The sequence below is a fragment of the Pseudomonas sp. GM25 genome (assembly GCF_000282255.1).
Classification (GTDB): Bacteria; Pseudomonadota; Gammaproteobacteria; order Pseudomonadales; family Pseudomonadaceae; genus Aquipseudomonas; species Aquipseudomonas aphyarum.
Window position 1 is genome coordinate 132,849 of the sequence record NZ_AKJQ01000048.1, and the last position, 17,178, is coordinate 150,026.

Here is a 17,178-nt window from a genome sequence, read left to right on the forward strand (position 1 = left end):
ATCAACGAGGCTAAGCTCCGGAAAAGCTCGTTCAAGTGTCAAACTTCGAGGTGAATAAAAATGGCATTCAAGCCATTGATCGGCGTTACTGCGTGCGTCAAACAGATTGGCCTGCACCCCTATCACATCAGCGGCGACAAGTACGTTCGCGCTGTCAGCGTTGCGGCGCTGGGGTTGCCCGTCGTCATTCCTTCCCTTGGCAAACTGACTGAAATCGAAGACCTGCTGGGTCAGCTCGACGGTCTGTTGCTGACCGGCTCGCCGTCCAACGTGGAACCTTTCCACTATCAGGGCCCGGACAGCGCTCCCGGCACGGATCACGATCCGGCGCGGGATGCCACTACCCTTCCTCTATTGCGTGCAGCCATCGCGGCGGGCGTTCCGGTACTCGGCATTTGCCGCGGCTTCCAGGAAATGAACGTGGCGTTCGGCGGCAGCCTGCACCAGAAGGTGCATGAGCTGCCGGGCATGCTCGATCACCGCGAAGCCGACAGCCCGGATGTCGCCGTTCAGTACGCCCCGGCCCATGCCGTGACAGTGCTGGCCGGAGGTGTATTCGAAGCGCTGGAGCTGCCGGGTGAATTTCAGGTCAACTCGATTCACAGTCAGGGCATCGACCGCCTCGCTCCCGGCCTGCGCGCCGAAGCCGTGGCGCCGGACGGCCTGATCGAGGCGGTCTCGGTGGAGCACAGCCCGACCTTCGCCCTCGGCGTGCAATGGCACCCCGAATGGCAGGTGCTGGACAACCCGAACTACCTGCGGATTTTCCAGGCGTTCGGCGAGGCCTGCCGCCAGCGTGCGGCGCGACGCAACCAGCGCTGACGCCACCCAACGATTGCAAAACCATTTACTGCCCCCGCGGGGTCGGCGGCTGCGCGTTTGCACATCCGTCATCCGCGATCAGCAACACACCGCGAAAACAAAAAGCACCACCCGGCAGCCAGGACGGCGGCGCCGAACAACCCGCACGGTGCGGGTCTGCAATCCACTCTTAAGCCAGGCCGCGTTGGCCGGGCGACTGAAACCTGTTGGGAGTTTCACATGGCAAACGCCTCCAGCACTTACAGGAAGGCTCTTGAAGGTCATCAGCAACCGAAAAAGGTTCTGGTGAAGGTCGATCGAGTCACCAAGAAGTTCGACGAAACCACTGCGGTGGACGATGTGTCCCTGGAGATCCATCAGGGCGAAATCTTCGCCCTGCTCGGCGGCTCCGGCTCGGGCAAATCGACCCTGCTGCGCATGCTCGCCGGTTTCGAACGGCCGACTGAAGGACGCATTCTGCTCGACGGTGTGGACATCACCGACATGCCGCCGTACGAGCGGCCGATCAACATGATGTTCCAGTCCTACGCCCTGTTCCCGCACATGACTGTCGCGCAGAACATCGCCTTCGGCCTCAAGCAGGACCGTTTGCCGGCCAGCGAAATCGACGCCCGCGTCGAAGAAATGCTGCGCCTCGTCCACATGACCCAATACGCCAAGCGCCGCCCGCATCAACTGTCCGGCGGTCAGCGTCAGCGCGTGGCCCTCGCCCGCTCGCTGGCCAAACGTCCGAAGCTGTTGCTGCTCGACGAACCGATGGGCGCACTGGATAAAAAGCTGCGTTCGCAGATGCAGTTGGAACTGGTGGAAATCATCGAACGCGTCGGCGTGACCTGCGTGATGGTGACCCACGACCAGGAAGAGGCCATGACCATGGCCGAGCGCATCGCGATCATGCACCTGGGCTGGATCGCCCAGATCGGCAGCCCGGTCGACATCTATGAAGCGCCGGTCAGCCGCATGGTCTGCGAATTCATCGGCAACGTGAACGCCTTCGACGGCACCGTGGTCGAGGACCTTGAAGGTCACGCGATCATCCACAGCCCGGACTTGCAGCAAAAGATCTACGTCGGTCATGGCGTCAGCACTTCGGTGCAGGACAAGTCGATCACCTACGCGATCCGCCCGGAAAAAATGCTCGTCAGCACGATCAAGCCCGAGACCCGCTACAACTGGTCCGAAGGCAAGGTGCATGACATCGCCTACCTCGGCGGCCACTCGGTGTTCTACGTCGAGTTGCCGAGCGGCAAGATCGTCCAGTCGTTCATGGCCAACGCCGAACGCCGTGGCGCGCGGCCGACCTGGGACGACAAGGTCTACGTCTGGTGGGAAGACGACAGCGGCGTGGTACTGCGCTCATGAGAACCTTCAATCAGCAATTCCTGCGCCTGGTGCCCAGCGGGCGAAAGTTCGTCATCGGCATCCCGTTCATCTGGCTGTTCCTGTTCTTCATGCTGCCGTTCTTTTTGGTGATGAAGATCAGCTTCTCGGAAGCCGCGCTGTCGATCCCGCCGTACTCGGAGATCTACACCTACGCCGAACAGAAATTTCAGCTGTTCCTGAACATCGGCAACTACACCATGCTCGGCGAAGACGAGCTCTACCTCTCGGCCTACCTCGGTTCGCTGAAGGTGGCGCTGCTCAGTACGCTGATGTGTCTGGTGATCGGTTTCCCGATGGCCTACGCGATCACCAAGACCGGCAAGGAAACGCAAAACGTCCTGCTGCTGTTGATCATGATGCCGACCTGGACCGCGATCCTGATCCGCGTTTACGCGTGGATGGGCATCCTCAGCAACAACGGTTTGCTCAACGCATTTTTGATGTGGACCGGGCTCACCGATCACCCGATCGAGATCCTCAACACCAACACGGCCGTCTACATTGGGGTCGTGTATGCCTACCTGCCGTTCATGGTGCTGCCGCTCTACGCCAACCTGGTGAAGCACGACGGCAGCCTGCTGGAAGCCGCGCAGGATCTGGGTTCGAGCAACTTCAACAACTTCTGGAAAATCACCGTGCCGCTGGCCAAGAACGGCATCATCGCCGGCTGCATGCTGGTGTTCATTCCGGTGGTGGGCGAGTTCGTGATTCCGGAACTGCTGGGCGGCCCGGAGACCCTGATGATCGGTCGCGTGCTGTGGCAAGAGTTCTTCAATAACCGCGACTGGCCAGTGGCATCTGCTCTGGCGGTGGTGATGCTGTTGATCCTGATTGTGCCGATTCTGCTGTTCAACCGCAGCCAGGCCAAAGAGATGGAGGCACGGGGATGAAACGCTTCGGTTTTGCAAAGTTCATGTTGATCTTCGGCCTGACGTTCATTTATCTGCCGATGCTGATTCTGGTGATCTACTCGTTCAACGCCTCGAAACTGGTGACGGTGTGGGGCGGCTGGTCGGTGAAGTGGTACGTCGGTTTGCTCGACAACACTCAACTGATGGGCTCGGTGGTGCGCTCGCTGGAAATCGCCTGCTACACCGCGATTGCCGCCGTGGCGCTGGGCACCCTCGCCGCCTTCGTGCTGACCCGCGTGACCCGCTTCAAGGGTCGCACGCTGTTCGGTGGTCTGGTCACGGCGCCGCTGGTGATGCCTGAGGTGATCACCGGTCTGTCGCTGTTGCTGCTGTTCGTGGCGATGGCGCAACTGATCGGCTGGCCGCAGGAGCGTGGCATCGTCACGATCTGGATCGCCCACACCACGTTTTGTGCCGCTTATGTGGCGGTGGTAGTCTCCGCCCGCTTGCGCGAGCTGGACCTGTCGATCGAAGAAGCGGCGATGGATCTGGGCGCGAAACCGTTCAAGGTGTTTTTCCTGATCACCATTCCGATGATCGCGCCGTCGCTGGCGGCGGGCGGCATGATGTCGTTCGCCCTGTCGCTGGACGATCTGGTGCTGGCGAGCTTCGTGTCCGGCCCGGGCTCCACCACCCTGCCGATGGAAGTGTTCTCGGCCGTGCGTCTGGGTGTGAAGCCCGAGATCAACGCCGTGGCCAGCCTGATTCTGCTGGCAGTGTCGCTGGTGACCTTCCTGGTCTGGTACTTCGGCCGCAAGGCAGAAGCCAACCGCAAGCGTGCGATTCAGGAAGCGATGGATCAGACCGCCAACGAATCGTGGCAGCAACCGCAACCTCAACGAGTGGCAGCGACGGCCTAGGGCCGTCGCGTTTTACGGCTTTGCGCTTTTGCTTAAAAGCTTTTGAATAAAAAGAATGGAGTTTCACCGATGAAAATGTTTGGCAGGACTCTGCTGACACTGTCCTTATTGGGCGCAATCGCCACGGGCGCCCAGGCCAACGACAAGGTGCTGCGCGTTTACAACTGGTCGGATTACATCGCTCCGGACACCGTCAAGAAGTTCGAGGACGAGACCGGCATCCGCGTGACCTACGATGTGTTCGACAGCAATGAAACCCTCGAGGCGCGTCTGCTCGCGGGTAAATCCGGCTACGACATCGTGGTGCCGTCCAACAGTTTCCTGGCCAAGCAGATCAAGGCCGGGGTCTATCAGACCCTGGACAAATCGAAACTGCCAAACTGGAAAAACCTCAACCCGGTGCTGCTGAAAAACGCCTCCGCCAGTGATCCGGACAACGCCCACGCGTTCCCGTACATGTGGGGCTCGATCGGCATCGGCTTCAACCCGGACAAGGTCCGCGAAGTGCTCGGCAAAAATGCGCCGACCAATTCCTGGGACCTGCTGTTCAAACCGGAGAACGCCGAGAAGCTGAAGGCCTGCGGTATCAGCTTCCTCGATTCGCCGACCGAAATGCTCCCGGCCGCCCTGCACTACCTGGGCTATCCGGTGAACGACAAGGACGTGAAGCACATCGCCGAAGCCGAAGCGCTGTTCATGAAGATCCGGCCGTCGGTGGCGTATTTCCATTCGTCCAAGTACATCTCCGATCTGGCCAACGGCAACATCTGCGTAGCGGTCGGCTATTCGGGTGACGTGTTGCAGGCCAAGGCTCGCGCGGTCGAATCGGGCAACAAGGTCGAGATCGACTACAGCATTCCGAAGGAAGGCGCCGGCAGTTTCTATGACATGGTCGCCATCCCGCGCGATGCCGCCAACGTCGAGAACGCCTACCTGTTCATGAACTTCCTGATGCGCCCGGACATCATCGCCGAAGTCACCAACAGCATCGGCTACAGCAACGCCAACGAAGCCGCGACACCGCTGGTGGACGAAGCGATCCGCAACGACCCGGGCTCGTACCCGCCGCAAGCGGTGATGGCCACGCTGTATGCGGTGCCGGATCAGCCGATCGCCACACAGCGGATCATGACCCGGGGCTGGACACGCGTGAAACTCGGCAAATAACCTCACCGCGATCGTTCAGTATCGATTTCCGTTCATGCAGCGCCTTACCACCGCTGCCCCCTGCTCTGAACGGCCTCACCTGGCTTCCTCGGTTCAGGTGAATTCAGGCGCCCTCGGGCGCCTTTTTTTGTGGGCTCAGATCAGTGGCCAGTCGGCCAGCGAGCGGTAGCGGCCCTTGTGGGATTCGAACAGCGCAAAGCGTTCAGCGCGCAGGAAGAACTCCGGCGGCGTGGCGGATTCCGGTTCCGGCGCGCGGTAGTCCCGGGCCAGCGTCAGGTGCGGACGATACTCGCGCGTCGCCTCTTCAAACCCGAACGGCAACATCGCCTGCTCCAGCGCATACACCAGCCGCAACAATCCCTGCGGTGCCTGCTCCGGCGCCAGCGACAACACCCCGGCCCGTCGCCAGACCTGCAACCGATCCAGTGAAATTCTCAGCGCCTCCCCCGGCGTGCGCACTTTCGCCGCCGCCTCGCAGACTTCGCCAATCTGCGCCAACGGCACCGCACCGAGAAACAGCAGCGTCAGATGAAAGTTGTCCGCCGGCACCGGTTTGCCGGTGCGCAGCCCCAGTTCGCTGCGCCACTGGGCAATCGCCTTGCGCTGCGCCGGCGGGCAGTCCAGGGCAAAGAACAGCCGCTTGACCGGTTGATCCCCGCGCGTTTCGTCCGTCATGGCCACGCTCCTTCGTTCGTCGAGATCCCTGGATTCTACACGCCCGTTTCTGGCGACTCTCGGCATGGGGTTTATAGTTCAACGATTGCCATCAACCGGAGGACGTCATGCGCGAGATCCTCAGCAAAGAACCCTGGTGGGCCCGACCGCCGAACCCCGGGCAGGATGAGAGCGAACTGGAATGGGGCTGGCTGGTGCATTACAGCGAAGGTGAGCCGCGTTTCGAATTCGTCCGCGAGCGGCCGACGGACGAGCAGATCCGCAACCGCAAAGGCTGCCGGATCACCCCGTCGGCGGAGTGACCCGGCAACGCGGCATCAAGGCTCGAGAATGTCCTTGAAGCCACCGAAGATCATCCGCTGCCCATCGAACGGCATCGGATTGACGTCCGGCTGCATGCGCGGGTCTTCCATCATTTTCCCCATGCCGGCGTCGCGGGTGGCTTTGTCCGGCCAGACCAGCCAGCCCGCCGATACGGTTTCGCCTTCCTTGAGTTTCACCGCCATCGGGAATGAGGTGACCTTGCCGTCCGGCACGTCATCGCCCCAGCCCTGGATCACCTCCAGAGCGCCGTATTCCTTGAACAGCTTCGCGGCGATTTCGCAGTGTTTTTTGTACTGTTCGCGATTGGCATTCGGCACGGGCGCCACGAACACATCGATGTAAGCCATGATCATTCTCCTTGCAGGGTGGGTTCGATCTGCTGAGTAGTCGACTCGGGTGGCCGCCATTCGACACGGTTGACGCCCAACCCGACCGACGGCTCATCCCGCCCGCCCAGATTGCCCTCGACCTGCGCCGCCATGTGCAGCGTGCCGGCCATCACGCCGGTGGTCGGGTTCTGCACCAGTTTCAGCCAGGCCTTGTCGAAGGTGTTGCCCAGGCTGCTGCGGATCAGGGCTTCGCTGTCGGGGCGGTCGTTGGCCTGAATGATCGCGCGGATGCCCGCCACACCGACCGAAATCAGCGCCCCGGCCAGTTTGCCTGCCGCTGCCGCCACCGCGCTCGCGGCGCCGCGCGGGGCCATTTCCGCCTCCATGCGCTGGCTGGCGCGCTTGGCCACCGGCGCCATGGCCGTATCGGTCGAGGCCACGCCTTTCGAGCCGCCGTCGGTGTGGATCTTGTCGATCAATGCGGCGTAGGCCGGCAGCGTGTTCAACGGCTGCGTGCTGACAACCTGATACAGCGAAGCGTCCCGGGCCGGCGGCGGGCCAAGGGCGATGGCGGGGATTTTCTGCAACCGCCCGTTGAGCTGGGCGATAGGCACGCCGTGGCGCTGGGCGATGACCGGCATCTGCTGCGCCATCAGCTGCGCGTAGAACGCGGTGGACTGGCCGAGGATCGCATCCGGGTCGATCTCCACCGCCACCGGAGCCAGCACCCGTTCCTGATATTGCTCCAGCAGATAGGCCGCCAGACGCTTGGCCGAGGCATCCTGCTCGCCGCTGGCACTGATCGTGTACCAGCTGACCTTCATCGACAGCCATTCCTGGGTCCAGTAACTGCTGAACCACGGGATGAAATTTTCTTCAGTTTGCTCATAGACCCGAATGCGCCAATGTTCCATCGAGCCACGGGCGAACAGCTTGACCTGCTCGGTGGCCTGCTTCGAGGCGCTGACGATTTCCCGGTCGATCTGCTGCCAGGTGGCCGGCGAGACCACCACTGCCGGCGCGGTCACCGGGGCCCGCGCCGTGGTGGCGCAGCCGGCCAGCAACACCAGTGCGGCGACGAGCAGCGCACGCAGGTTCACGGTGGCGGTCCTTATCTGTTCTTCGGGCGGGAGACCTGAAGAATCCGGGGGAGATGACATGAGTATAGGTGCGTGCGGTGCGCCGTTTATCCGCTGGTCAGGGCTGCGCCAGTCCAACCATCAATGGCGTCGATATTCACCATTGCGACGATTGCCTTCCGCCGACCGCTCGCCAAAGGCACGATTAACCCATCCGAAACACACAGCACGAGGAGTTCACATCATGATCAGCAACGTCACCCTCGCCGTGAGTTTCCCGGTCTTCGGCAGCAACTACTACGATCAGCACGCCGTGTCGCGCAAGACACAAGCGCTGGTGTTCGACGAAGCCTTCGAAGATCTGTTGATGCCCGCCGCCAGCAATCATTTCAGCAATGAAGTGGTCGGCCTCAACGATCAGTTCCGTTTTCTGAGCGACATTCTCGCCACCCATTTGCTGGACATCGAGGCCTCCGTGCCTGCGCGATCCAGCGTCCGGGCGAGCGCTCATTTTTAATGCCAGAGGGCGTTCCCGTCGGGGAACGCCCTCTTCGTTTCAGTCAGTCATCATCCCGGTCGCGGTGATAACGACGCCCGTCGCGGCGGTCGTCGTCGCGGTCGTCCCAGCGCCGGTCATGATCGTAGTAACGGCCATTATCGCGGTCGTAATGCCGGCCATGGCGATGGTCATCATCGAAATCCGCCACACAGCCGCCTAGCAGTACGGCGGCGGAAACAGTCAGCAGCAGGCTTGTTGCACGCATCATTCAGAATTTCCCTAAAACCAAGGTCTTGACGACGGAAACAGTCAGCGCGGGTGCGCGCTGGCGCAGATACGACCGGGGAAAAAGGCTTTGATTCACTGGCCACCAATGACCGTTCATCGCCCATCCTCCCGCGTCCGGCCCATTCACCCAGTGGCCGTTTGATGGCTTTGACTGGGGCGAAATCCGACAAAACCTTTTCCTCCCCCCTGCGGTCACTCCTAGAACAGACCAAGACTGGCTACTACGCCGGCGTGCCCTGGCGGGTCATTTGCAACCTGCCGACCTGATCAGAGGAAGCCCAGCCATGAACGACCATCCGCCGTTGGCGATTTCCCGACGCCGTTTCCTGATTCTCGGGGCCGTGACCGCGACTGCATTCGCGATGCCGCCCTTCATCAGCCTCAAGGCCTACGCGGCCACTCTGGAGCAACCGGCCATGGCCAAAGTGACCCTTGAAGTCAACGGCAAGCCGCAGACGCTGGAGATCGACACCCGCACCACCCTGCTCGATGCCCTGCGCGAACACCTGCACCTGACCGGTAGCAAAAAGGGCTGCGACCACGGCCAGTGCGGCGCCTGCACGGTGATCGTCGATGGCCGGCGAATCAATTCCTGCCTGACCCTGGCGGTAATGCAGGACGGCGCCAAAGTCACCACCATCGAAGGCCTCGGCATGCCGGACCACCTGCATCCGATGCAGGCGGCATTCATCAAGCATGACGGTTACCAGTGCGGCTACTGCACGCCGGGGCAGATCTGTTCGGCGGTGGCGGTGCTTCAGGAAATCCGCGACGGCATCCCCAGTCACGCCAGCGCCAGCCTCACCGAACCGCCGCAACTGATCGCCAGTGAATTGCAGGAACGCATGAGCGGCAACATCTGCCGTTGCGGCGCCTACTCGAACATCATCGAAGCCATCAGCGAAGTCGCGGAGGTGCCAGCATGAGAGCGTTCAATTACAGCCGCGCCGACTCTCCTGCCGCAGCCGCCCAAGCCGCGCAAATCGAAGGCACGCGGTTCATCGCCGGCGGCACCAACCTGCTGGACTTGATGAAGCTCGACATCGAAACGCCGCAGCAGCTGATTGACGTCAATCACCTGGGCCTCGACCAGATCGAAGCCACCGACGACGGCGGCTTGCGCATCGGCGCTCTGGTGCGCAACACCGATCTGGCCGCCGACAGCCGCGTCCGGAAAGACTACGCGCTGCTCGCTCGCGCCTTGCTCGCCGGCGCATCGGGGCAGTTGCGCAACATGGCGACCACCGCCGGCAATCTGCTCCAGCGCACGCGCTGCCCGTATTTCTACGACACGAATCAGGCCTGCAACAAACGCAATCCCGGCAGTGGCTGCGCGGCGATTGGTGGTGTCAGTCGACAACTCGGCATCATCGGTGTCAGCGACGCCTGCATCGCGACCCATCCGAGTGATATGGCGATCGCGATGCGTGCGCTGGATGCCCAGATCGAAACGCTCAAGGCCGATGGCAGCACCCGGCGCATCGCCATGGCGGACTTCCATCAATTGCCCGGTACAACGCCGAATGTCGAAACCAGCCTGACACCCGGTGAACTGATTACCGCCGTCACCCTCCCCGCGCCAGTGGGCGGCACCCATGTCTATCACAAGGTGCGCGACCGCTCGTCGTACGCCTTCGCCCTGGTTTCCGTCGGTCTGATCCTGCAGAAGGAGGGCAGCGGTCGCCTCGCGGTCGGCGGCATCGCGCCGAAACCGTGGCGGGTCGAAGCGGCGGAAGCGCTGTTGCCGCAAGGCGCGAAAGCCGTCAGCGCGCGCCTGCTCGACGGCGCCACGCCGACCCCGGACAACCAGTTCAAAGTGACGCTGGTCGAGCGCACGATTGCCTCGGTGCTGGCCCAAGCGAGGGACGAAGCATGAAATTCGACACGCCCGCCACCACCAACCCGATTGATCAGCTGAACGTCATCGGCAAACCCACCGACCGCATCGAAGGTCCGCTGAAGACCAGTGGCCAGGCGCCTTACGCCTACGAGCAACATGAAGCCGTGAAGAATCAGGCCTATGGCGTGATGGTCGGTTCGGCCATTGCCAAGGGTCGCATCACCCACATAGATCTGGATGCCGCCCGCGCCGCGCCGGGGGTGCTGACCATCGTCACCGCCGCCAACGCCGGCAAGCTCGGCAAAGGCAAATACAACGCCGCGCATCTGCTGGCCGGGCCGCAAGTGCAGCACTATCACCAGGCGGTGGCGCTGGTGGTCGCCGAAACCTTCGAACAGGCGCGGGCCGCCGCGCAGCTGGTCAACGTCGAATACGCGGCCGACAAAGGTCAGTTTGATCTGGCCAGCGTGCGCGATCAGGGGGTGGAGCCGAAAGACGAACTGCCGGACGTCACACACGGCGATTTCGCCAGCGCTTTTGCCGCCGCGCCTGTGCAGTTCGACCAGACCTACACCACGCCGGATCAGTCCCACGCGATGATGGAGCCCCACGCGACACTCGCTGCCTGGAAAGGTGATCAGGTGACGCTCTGGACCTCCAACCAGATGATCGCCTGGAGCGTCGGCGACATCGCCACCACCCTCGGTCTGCCCAAGGAAAACGTGCGGTTGATCTCGCCGTACATTGGCGGTGGGTTCGGCGGCAAGCTGTTCATTCGCGCTGATGCGATCCTCGCCGCCCTTGGCGCACGTCTGGCGAACCGGCCCGTGAAGGTCGCCCTCGCCCGTCCGCAGATCGCCAACAACACCACCCACCGCCCCGCCACCATCCAGCGCATCCGCATGGGCGCCACGGCGGACGGCAAACTCACCGCCATCGCCCATGAAGGCTGGTCGGGCAACCTCGCCGACGGCAAGGTCGAAGTCGCGGCGCAGCCGAGTCAGTTACTCTACGCCGCAGAAAATCGCCTGGTAAGCATGCGCCTGGCACCGCTGGATCTGCCGGAAGGCAACGCCATGCGCGCACCCGGCGAAACCCCGGGGCTGATGGCGCTGGAGATCGCCATGGACGAGATGGCGGAACAGCTCAAACTCGATCCGATCCAGTTCCGCATCCTTAACGACACGCAGGTCGATCCGGTGAAAACCGAGCGGCCATTCTCCCAGCGGCGACTGATCGAATGCCTGCAAACCGGCGCCGAACACTTTGGCTGGGATAAACGCAATGCAACGCCCGGCAGCCGTCGCGAAGGTCGCTGGCTTATCGGCATGGGCGTCGCGGCGGCGATTCGCAACAACCTGCTGGTGAAGTCCGGCGCGCGAGTGCGGCTGGAGCGCGACGGCAAGATCACCGTCGAAACCGACATGACGGACATCGGCACCGGCAGCTACACGATCATTGCCCAGACCGCCGCCGAAGTGATGGGCGTGCGGCTCGACGATGTGGCTGTGCATTTGGGCGATTCGAATTTTCCGGTGTCGTCCGGCTCCGGCGGCCAGTTCGGCGCCAACTGCTCGACCGCCGGGGTCTACGCGGCGTGCATGAAGCTGCGCGAAGCGATAACGGCCAAACTCGGCATGAGCACGGGTGAAGCGCAGTTTGCCGATGGCCACGTGCGGCTGGGCAGCAAGAAAGTGCCGTTACGTGAGGCCGCGCAACATGCCGCAATCGAAGTCGAGGACAGCATCGAATTCGCCGACCTCGCCAAGCAGTACCAGCAATCGACCTTCGGCGCGCACTTCGTCGAAGTCGCCGTCGATGCCGCCACCGGCGAAGTCCGCGTAAGGCGCATGCTCGCGGTCTGCGCCGCCGGGCGGATTCTCAATCCAAAATCGGCCCGCAGCCAGGTGATCGGCGCGATGACCATGGGCGTCGGCGCGGCGTTGATGGAAGAGCTTTCGGTGGACAAGCGTCAGGGTTTTTTCGTCAACCATGACCTGGCGGGCTACGAAGTGCCGGTGCATGCCGACATCCCGCATCAAGAGGTGATCTTCCTCGATGAAACCGACCCGATTTCCTCGCCGATGAAAGCCAAGGGGGTCGGTGAACTGGGGATCTGCGGCGTGAGTGCGGCGGTGGCGAATGCGATCTACAACGCCACGGGCGCGCGGGTGCGGGAGTACCCGATTACCCTGGACAAGATTCTTGATGCATTGCCGCCGATGATCTGAAACCGGTAGCGCACTAGCATGGGGTGCTAGTGCGCTAATCACCCCGGGAGATGGCTAACTCACCAGCGCAATCAACTGCTGACGCTGTGCATCGGTCAGCATCAGCCCGAATCCGGCGCCGGCGTTGTCGGCCATGTATAGCGGATTGCTGGTGCCGGGAATCACACAAGTCACCGCCGGATGCGCCAGCAGGAATTTCAGCGCCAGTTGCGGCCAGCTCTTGGCCCCCACTTGCGCCGCCCAGCCCGGCAGCGGTTTGCCCTTGAGCCGCGCGAGCAGGTCACCGCCGCCGAACGGCCGGTTGCAGATCACCGCCACCCCGCGTTCGCGGCACAGCGGCAGGATGCGCTTCTCGACCCCGCGATCATCCAGGGCGTAGTTGATCTGCAGGAAGTCCAGCGGCTCGGCCTTGAGCACCGCTTCCACCTCCTCATAGGCCGACGGCGTGTAGTGGGTGATGCCGATGTAGCGGATGCGGCCCTGCTCTTTCCAGTCGCGCAGGGTCGGCAGATGGGTTGGCCAGTCGAGCAGGTTGTGGATCTGCATCAGGTCGATGCGCTCGGTGCGCAGCAGGCTGAACGACCGCTCCATCTGCGCGATACCCTCCTCGCGGCCACGGGTCCAGACCTTGGTCGCCAGGAATGCCGGCGAGCGCGGTTCGTGGATCGACAGCAATTCACCGGTGGTTTCTTCCGCGCGGCCGTACATGGGCGAGCTGTCGATCACCGTGCCGCCCTTTTTGAACAGCTCGCCGAGCACCGCCGGCAATTGTTTGTAGACCGGATCGCCGGGAGCGACGTCGAAACCGCGATAAGTGCCCAACCCCACCAGCGGCAGTGGCTCGGAGCTCGAAGGGATGGCGCGGGTCTGCATGGTCTGGGCTCCTGTGGCGTTCGGCGACGTAATGGCGGCCAGCGCCCGGTCAAAGGTGAAAACCGCTGACACCCCGGCTGCCAGCGTCAGCAACCGGCGGCGGGAATATCCCTCAGTGTGGTTCATGCTGGCGCCCTTGCCCTGTGGATCTGTTGCACCTTGTGTTTTGACGCAGCCCGCAAATCCGTTGGACTACACTGCGACAGCCAACCTGCGCGCCCGGTTAAAGTTAGTCGAATGTCCAGAACCCTGTTGTCACTCGTCGCATTGATCGTCGCCGTGTACCTGATCCTGTGCGCGGCGCTGTTCGTTTTACAGCGGGCGCTGATCTATTTTCCCCAGCCCGCCAGCCTCGATTCACCGGAGTCTCGGTTGACGCTGGCCATGCCCGACGCCGAAATCCGCGTGACGGTGCGCGAGCGCGCCGGGCCTAGAGCGCTGATCTATTTCGGCGGCAATGCCGAGGACGTTTCGCGCAATCTGCCGGAGTTTTCCGAGGCGTTTCCTGACTATTCGTTGTATTTGCTGCATTACCGGGGGTTTGGCGGCAGCGGCGGCTCGCCGTCCGAAGAGGCAATTGCCGAGGACGCGCTGGCGCTGTTCGATCAGGTGTATTCCAGTCATCCGCAGGTCGCGCTGCTGGGGCGCAGCCTCGGTTCCGGGGTCGCGGTGCGGCTGGCCAGCCAGCGGCCGGTGGAGCAGCTGATTCTGGTCACGCCCTACAACAGCCTCGAAGAAATCGCCGCCCGCCAGTATCCGTGGGTACCGGTGCAGTGGTTGCTCAAGGATCGTTTCCGGTCCGGCCAGTACGCGGCGCACATCCGCGTGCCGACGCTGCTGCTGGCGGCGAGCGATGACGAGGTGATTCCACGGGCCAGCACCGAACGCTTGCTGCACAGTTTTCCCGACGGTGTGGCCACGCTCAAAGTGGTGGCGGATTCGGCACACAATTCGATTTCCGAACGGCCGCAATATCTGCAATGGATCGAGGATGTGTTGAATCGCTGAGCACTTCGTCGGCGACCAACGAAACCCGGCGCTGCTTCGTGAACCAAGTGCAAAAAGGCCAGTCCTACCCGCGCCGCGTTCTGCGGTTCACTCCCCTTCTGTGTTGTCCTTTTCAGAGCTTTGCGTCCCATGCGCCACGCCGTTCGTTCGTCTCGCTTCGTTTCGCTGTGCCTGTTGATCCTTTCTCCCTTGTTATCTCCCACTGCCCACGCCGGTGCCGAGCGGCAACTGGTGGCCGCCATCAACGACTACCGCGCCCATCCGCAACGTTGCGACCGACGCCCGGCCCAACGGCTGGCGCCGCTGACGCTGAAGTCGAACCTGGCGTTGCCGGTCGGCTATGGCTACGGCGGTGGGTTGCGCGAACGACTGAAAGATTCCGGCTACACGGCCGTGGCGGTGCGCAGCATCCGGATCGTCGGCGCGCAGGACGCCGAAGAGGCGTTCGATCTGCTGCAAAGCGACTACTGCGGCGCGCTGCTCGACGGTCAATACGCCGACATCGGCATCAGCCGCGCCCGCAGCGAATGGCAAGTGGTGCTGGCCCGGCCGGTGCTCGACAGCCGCGTCGGCGACAACCGCAGCGTCGGCAAGGCCTTGCTGGCCGAAGTCAACGCCGCCCGCGCCCGACCCCGTATGTGCGGTCGCCAGCGCTTCGCCGCCGCCCGGCCCTTGAGCTGGAACCCGGCACTCGGCGCCGCCGCCCAGGGGCACAGCAAGGCCATGGCCTACGGCAACTATTTCGCCCACCGCGACCCGGACGGCGACGGCCCGGCAGATCGCGCCCGGGCGGCCGGCTACCGTGGCCGGCAGATCGGCGAAAACATCGCCGCCGGGCAAAGCTCACCGGGCAAGGCCATGGCCGGCTGGCTGGCCAGCCCCGGACACTGCGCCAACCTGATGAACCCGATGTTCACCCAGGTCGGCGCCGGGTATGCCAGTGAGGCGCGCAGTGATGAAGGGGTTTACTGGACGATGCTGTTCGGGGCGCCTTGAGCGCTCATTTCGGCCGGCGCACCGCCCGCACCCTGCCGCTGTTCCCGCCGCCACAATAGAAGCGTTCAGCGCCATCGGCCTCCAGTCCGGAGACGCCGACTCCGCTGGGCAACGCCAGGCTTTCCAGAACCTCGCCGTTGCTCGGGTCGACTCGCCGAATCTCGCTTTCATCGCCTTCCCAGGTGCCATGCCACAACGCGCCGTCGACCCAGGTGACGCCGGTGACAAAACGATTGGATTCGAGGGTGCGGAGGATTTTCCCGGTGTCCGGATCGATCTGGTGAATCTTGCGGTCGCGGTGTTGCCCCACCCACAACGAGCCCTCGGCCCAGGCCATGCCCGAGTCGCCGCCGTCGCCCGGAGCGGGAATGGTATGGAGTACGCGCCCGGTGGCGGGGTCGATCTTGTGAATTCGGCGGTCGGCAATCTGGTACAGGTGCTGGCCATCGAACGCGGTCCCGCCATCGGCGCCAACCTTGATCGTACGCACGGTTTCGCCGCTGGCCGGGTCGAGTGCATTGAGCTGACCATCGCTGGCGAACCAGACTTGCCGGCCATCGAAGGTCACGCCGTGAATACCGTCGACACCTTCAAACGGGCCGTATTCCCGAAGGATTTCTGCGTTTGCCTGTTTCATGCTGGTTTCCTCGTTGAGTGGGTGAGTCCAGCCTAGCCATTGCCCAACGACACCGGGAGTAACAAGATCGTCGCGAAACCCGGCATCGGCGGCGTCAGCCAACGTCGTGCACGGCCACCACCGAACGCCTGGACCTTGTCTTGTGCCGCCAGTGTTTCCAGCGCTCGCTGGACTTGCCGCTGGCTGCTTCCCGACGCAAGCGCCAGTGCTGAACTCGACCATGCCTCGCCATCGGACAACAGGGCCAGCAACCCGGCGTGTCTGTCCTCGTTTGGTAGCATGAGCAGCGCGACGTCCTGTGCAACCAGCGCATAGCCGCGAGGGGTTGCGATGATTCCGGCCAGCGGGCGCAGCGCCGCACGCAACCGACCGATCTCGACCCGCAATCGGACGCGGTGGGATTCATCATCGAGTTTCAAGCGAAAGGCTTCGGCGATCAGCGTCTCTCGGAACACCTCTTCGGGCCAGGCTTCGGCAAGCCGCCGAGCGAGGTTGAACAACACCGGCCGCGTGGCCAGCGCCACGGTCATTCCAGCACCGCGCAGGCTGTAACGACAGGCATCAACCACCAGCGTCGGCGAGGCGAACAACGCTTCCACTTGTGCGAGCGTGACCGCTTTCTCCTGGCCCGCAACGATCAATCGGGCTGCCGGCTCATGAAGAAATTGCAGGGCGTGAGCGACCTCTGCCGACAGCGATGGAATGGCAGCCTGCTGCGCCGCCCGTTGCGCGCGTTCCAACGCCGCCTGCGCCTTGTGTGCCTGCACCCGGCGCAAGGCGATTCCGGCGGTCATCAATTCATGGACGGTGTGCAGGGCCGGGGGTAACGGTGCAGGATCAAGTTCACCGAGCAGATCTTCCGCCTTTTCCAACTGGCCGATCAGAAGTAGCCGACGGATCTGCAAACAGCGTGCGTGGGCTGCATTTACGCCGTCGCCATGATCCTGCAAGACTTGTCGCGCCGCTTCCAGCGCTTCCACCGGCCAGCCCAGATCCCGCGCCGCCAGCGCCACCTCGGCCTCGGCCACCACGCAGCGCGCCCGGGACAGAGGCTCGTTGGCACCGAACGCCTTTACTGCCCGTTGCAACAACGTCTTGGCCCGCGTCATGTCGCCGAGCTGCGCCATCGCGATCCCACGCAGGGCCAGCGCTGGAGGGTCTTCGCGCAGGGCAACGAAATTCAGCGCCGCCAACGGATCCCCCACCGCCAGTGCGCGGCCGGCGGCGTTGATCAGCGAGTCCATGGGAAGTCCGAC

The 17,178-nt window shown here is 63.1% G+C and carries 19 protein-coding genes; 12 read left to right on the forward strand and 7 right to left on the reverse strand.

What is annotated here, in order from left to right; genetic code table 11:
- Positions 1-60: 60 nt before the first annotated feature.
- The 5 genes from PMI24_RS20025 (at position 61) to PMI24_RS20045 (ending at position 5,143) form a co-directional block, all read left to right on the forward strand.
- Positions 61-822 (forward strand): gamma-glutamyl-gamma-aminobutyrate hydrolase family protein, encoded by a 762-nt coding sequence (locus tag PMI24_RS20025; RefSeq protein WP_007957108.1) that lies wholly within the window; start codon positions 61-63, stop codon positions 820-822.
- A 219-nt stretch (positions 823-1,041) separates the two neighbouring features.
- Complete coding sequence (gene potA / locus PMI24_RS20030; protein ID WP_007957110.1) at positions 1,042-2,184, forward strand: polyamine ABC transporter ATP-binding protein; 1,143 nt, start codon at positions 1,042-1,044, stop codon at positions 2,182-2,184.
- On the forward strand, positions 2,181-3,095 hold the full coding sequence (locus PMI24_RS20035; RefSeq protein WP_007957117.1) for an ABC transporter permease subunit: 915 nt from the start codon (positions 2,181-2,183) through the stop codon (positions 3,093-3,095). The genes potA and PMI24_RS20035 overlap by 4 nt, the downstream gene beginning before the upstream one ends.
- Positions 3,092-3,976, forward strand: coding sequence for an ABC transporter permease subunit (locus PMI24_RS20040; protein WP_007957119.1), 885 nt, complete (start codon positions 3,092-3,094; stop codon positions 3,974-3,976). The genes PMI24_RS20035 and PMI24_RS20040 overlap by 4 nt, the downstream gene beginning before the upstream one ends.
- A gap of 69 nt (positions 3,977-4,045) precedes the next feature.
- Positions 4,046-5,143 carry a polyamine ABC transporter substrate-binding protein gene (locus PMI24_RS20045; RefSeq protein ID WP_007957121.1) on the forward strand — a complete coding sequence of 366 codons (1,098 nt, stop codon included), beginning with the start codon at positions 4,046-4,048 and terminating at the stop codon, positions 5,141-5,143.
- Positions 5,144-5,278: 135 nt separating this feature from the next.
- Here the strand turns inward: PMI24_RS20045 and thpR are convergent, their stop codons facing one another.
- On the reverse strand, positions 5,279-5,818 hold the full coding sequence (thpR, locus tag PMI24_RS20050) for an RNA 2',3'-cyclic phosphodiesterase (protein WP_007957123.1): 540 nt from the start codon (positions 5,816-5,818) through the stop codon (positions 5,279-5,281).
- 107 nt (positions 5,819-5,925) lie between these two features.
- Between thpR and PMI24_RS20055 the strand changes: the two genes are divergently transcribed.
- Positions 5,926-6,120, forward strand: coding sequence for a hypothetical protein (locus tag PMI24_RS20055; protein ID WP_007957125.1), 195 nt, complete (start codon positions 5,926-5,928; stop codon positions 6,118-6,120).
- A gap of 15 nt (positions 6,121-6,135) precedes the next feature.
- Here PMI24_RS20055 and PMI24_RS20060 read toward each other — a convergent pair whose 3' ends face one another.
- Positions 6,136-6,489: a DUF1428 domain-containing protein gene (locus PMI24_RS20060; protein WP_007957127.1), complete on the reverse strand. Its 354-nt coding sequence runs from the start codon at positions 6,487-6,489 to the stop codon at positions 6,136-6,138.
- 2 nt (positions 6,490-6,491) lie between these two features.
- On the reverse strand, positions 6,492-7,571 hold the full coding sequence (locus PMI24_RS20065; protein WP_007957129.1) for a hypothetical protein: 1,080 nt from the start codon (positions 7,569-7,571) through the stop codon (positions 6,492-6,494).
- A gap of 223 nt (positions 7,572-7,794) precedes the next feature.
- Between PMI24_RS20065 and PMI24_RS20070 the strand changes: the two genes are divergently transcribed.
- Positions 7,795-8,067: a hypothetical protein gene (locus tag PMI24_RS20070; protein ID WP_007957131.1), complete on the forward strand. Its 273-nt coding sequence runs from the start codon at positions 7,795-7,797 to the stop codon at positions 8,065-8,067.
- A gap of 43 nt (positions 8,068-8,110) precedes the next feature.
- Here PMI24_RS20070 and PMI24_RS20075 read toward each other — a convergent pair whose 3' ends face one another.
- Entirely contained in the window at positions 8,111-8,317 is a 207-nt protein-coding gene (locus PMI24_RS20075) for a hypothetical protein (protein WP_007957132.1), read from the reverse strand.
- A 304-nt stretch (positions 8,318-8,621) separates the two neighbouring features.
- Here PMI24_RS20075 and paoA point away from each other — a divergent pair, with 304 nt between their 5' ends.
- The 3 genes from paoA to paoC are packed head-to-tail and all read left to right on the forward strand — an operon-like array spanning position 8,622 to position 12,408.
- A complete protein-coding gene (paoA, locus tag PMI24_RS20080; RefSeq protein ID WP_007957135.1) occupies positions 8,622-9,263 on the forward strand; it encodes an aldehyde dehydrogenase iron-sulfur subunit PaoA in 642 nt (213 codons plus the stop codon).
- The gene (locus PMI24_RS20085) at positions 9,260-10,213 is read left to right on the forward strand and encodes an FAD binding domain-containing protein (RefSeq protein WP_007957137.1); all 954 of its coding nucleotides are present in this window, start codon (positions 9,260-9,262) and stop codon (positions 10,211-10,213) included. Before paoA ends, PMI24_RS20085 begins: the two co-directional genes overlap by 4 nt.
- Positions 10,210-12,408 (forward strand): aldehyde oxidoreductase molybdenum-binding subunit PaoC, encoded by a 2,199-nt coding sequence (paoC, locus tag PMI24_RS20090; RefSeq protein WP_007957139.1) that lies wholly within the window; start codon positions 10,210-10,212, stop codon positions 12,406-12,408. The genes PMI24_RS20085 and paoC overlap by 4 nt, the downstream gene beginning before the upstream one ends.
- A gap of 54 nt (positions 12,409-12,462) precedes the next feature.
- On the opposite strand, the gene PMI24_RS20095 is transcribed toward paoC, so the two are convergent.
- Entirely contained in the window at positions 12,463-13,407 is a 945-nt protein-coding gene (locus tag PMI24_RS20095) for an aldo/keto reductase (RefSeq protein WP_081493578.1), read from the reverse strand.
- A 111-nt stretch (positions 13,408-13,518) separates the two neighbouring features.
- Here PMI24_RS20095 and PMI24_RS20100 point away from each other — a divergent pair, with 111 nt between their 5' ends.
- Both PMI24_RS20100 and PMI24_RS20105 read left to right on the forward strand, forming a co-directional pair.
- On the forward strand, positions 13,519-14,289 hold the full coding sequence (locus tag PMI24_RS20100; protein ID WP_007957143.1) for an alpha/beta hydrolase: 771 nt from the start codon (positions 13,519-13,521) through the stop codon (positions 14,287-14,289).
- A gap of 129 nt (positions 14,290-14,418) precedes the next feature.
- Positions 14,419-15,285 (forward strand): CAP domain-containing protein, encoded by an 867-nt coding sequence (locus PMI24_RS20105; protein ID WP_007957145.1) that lies wholly within the window; start codon positions 14,419-14,421, stop codon positions 15,283-15,285.
- A gap of 4 nt (positions 15,286-15,289) precedes the next feature.
- Here PMI24_RS20105 and PMI24_RS20110 read toward each other — a convergent pair whose 3' ends face one another.
- Together PMI24_RS20110 and PMI24_RS20115 are read right to left on the reverse strand one after the other, a co-directional pair.
- Positions 15,290-15,922, reverse strand: coding sequence for a Vgb family protein (locus PMI24_RS20110; protein ID WP_007957146.1), 633 nt, complete (start codon positions 15,920-15,922; stop codon positions 15,290-15,292).
- Positions 15,923-15,954: 32 nt separating this feature from the next.
- Complete coding sequence (locus PMI24_RS20115; protein ID WP_007957147.1) at positions 15,955-17,166, reverse strand: hypothetical protein; 1,212 nt, start codon at positions 17,164-17,166, stop codon at positions 15,955-15,957.
- Positions 17,167-17,178: the final 12 nt, after the last annotated feature.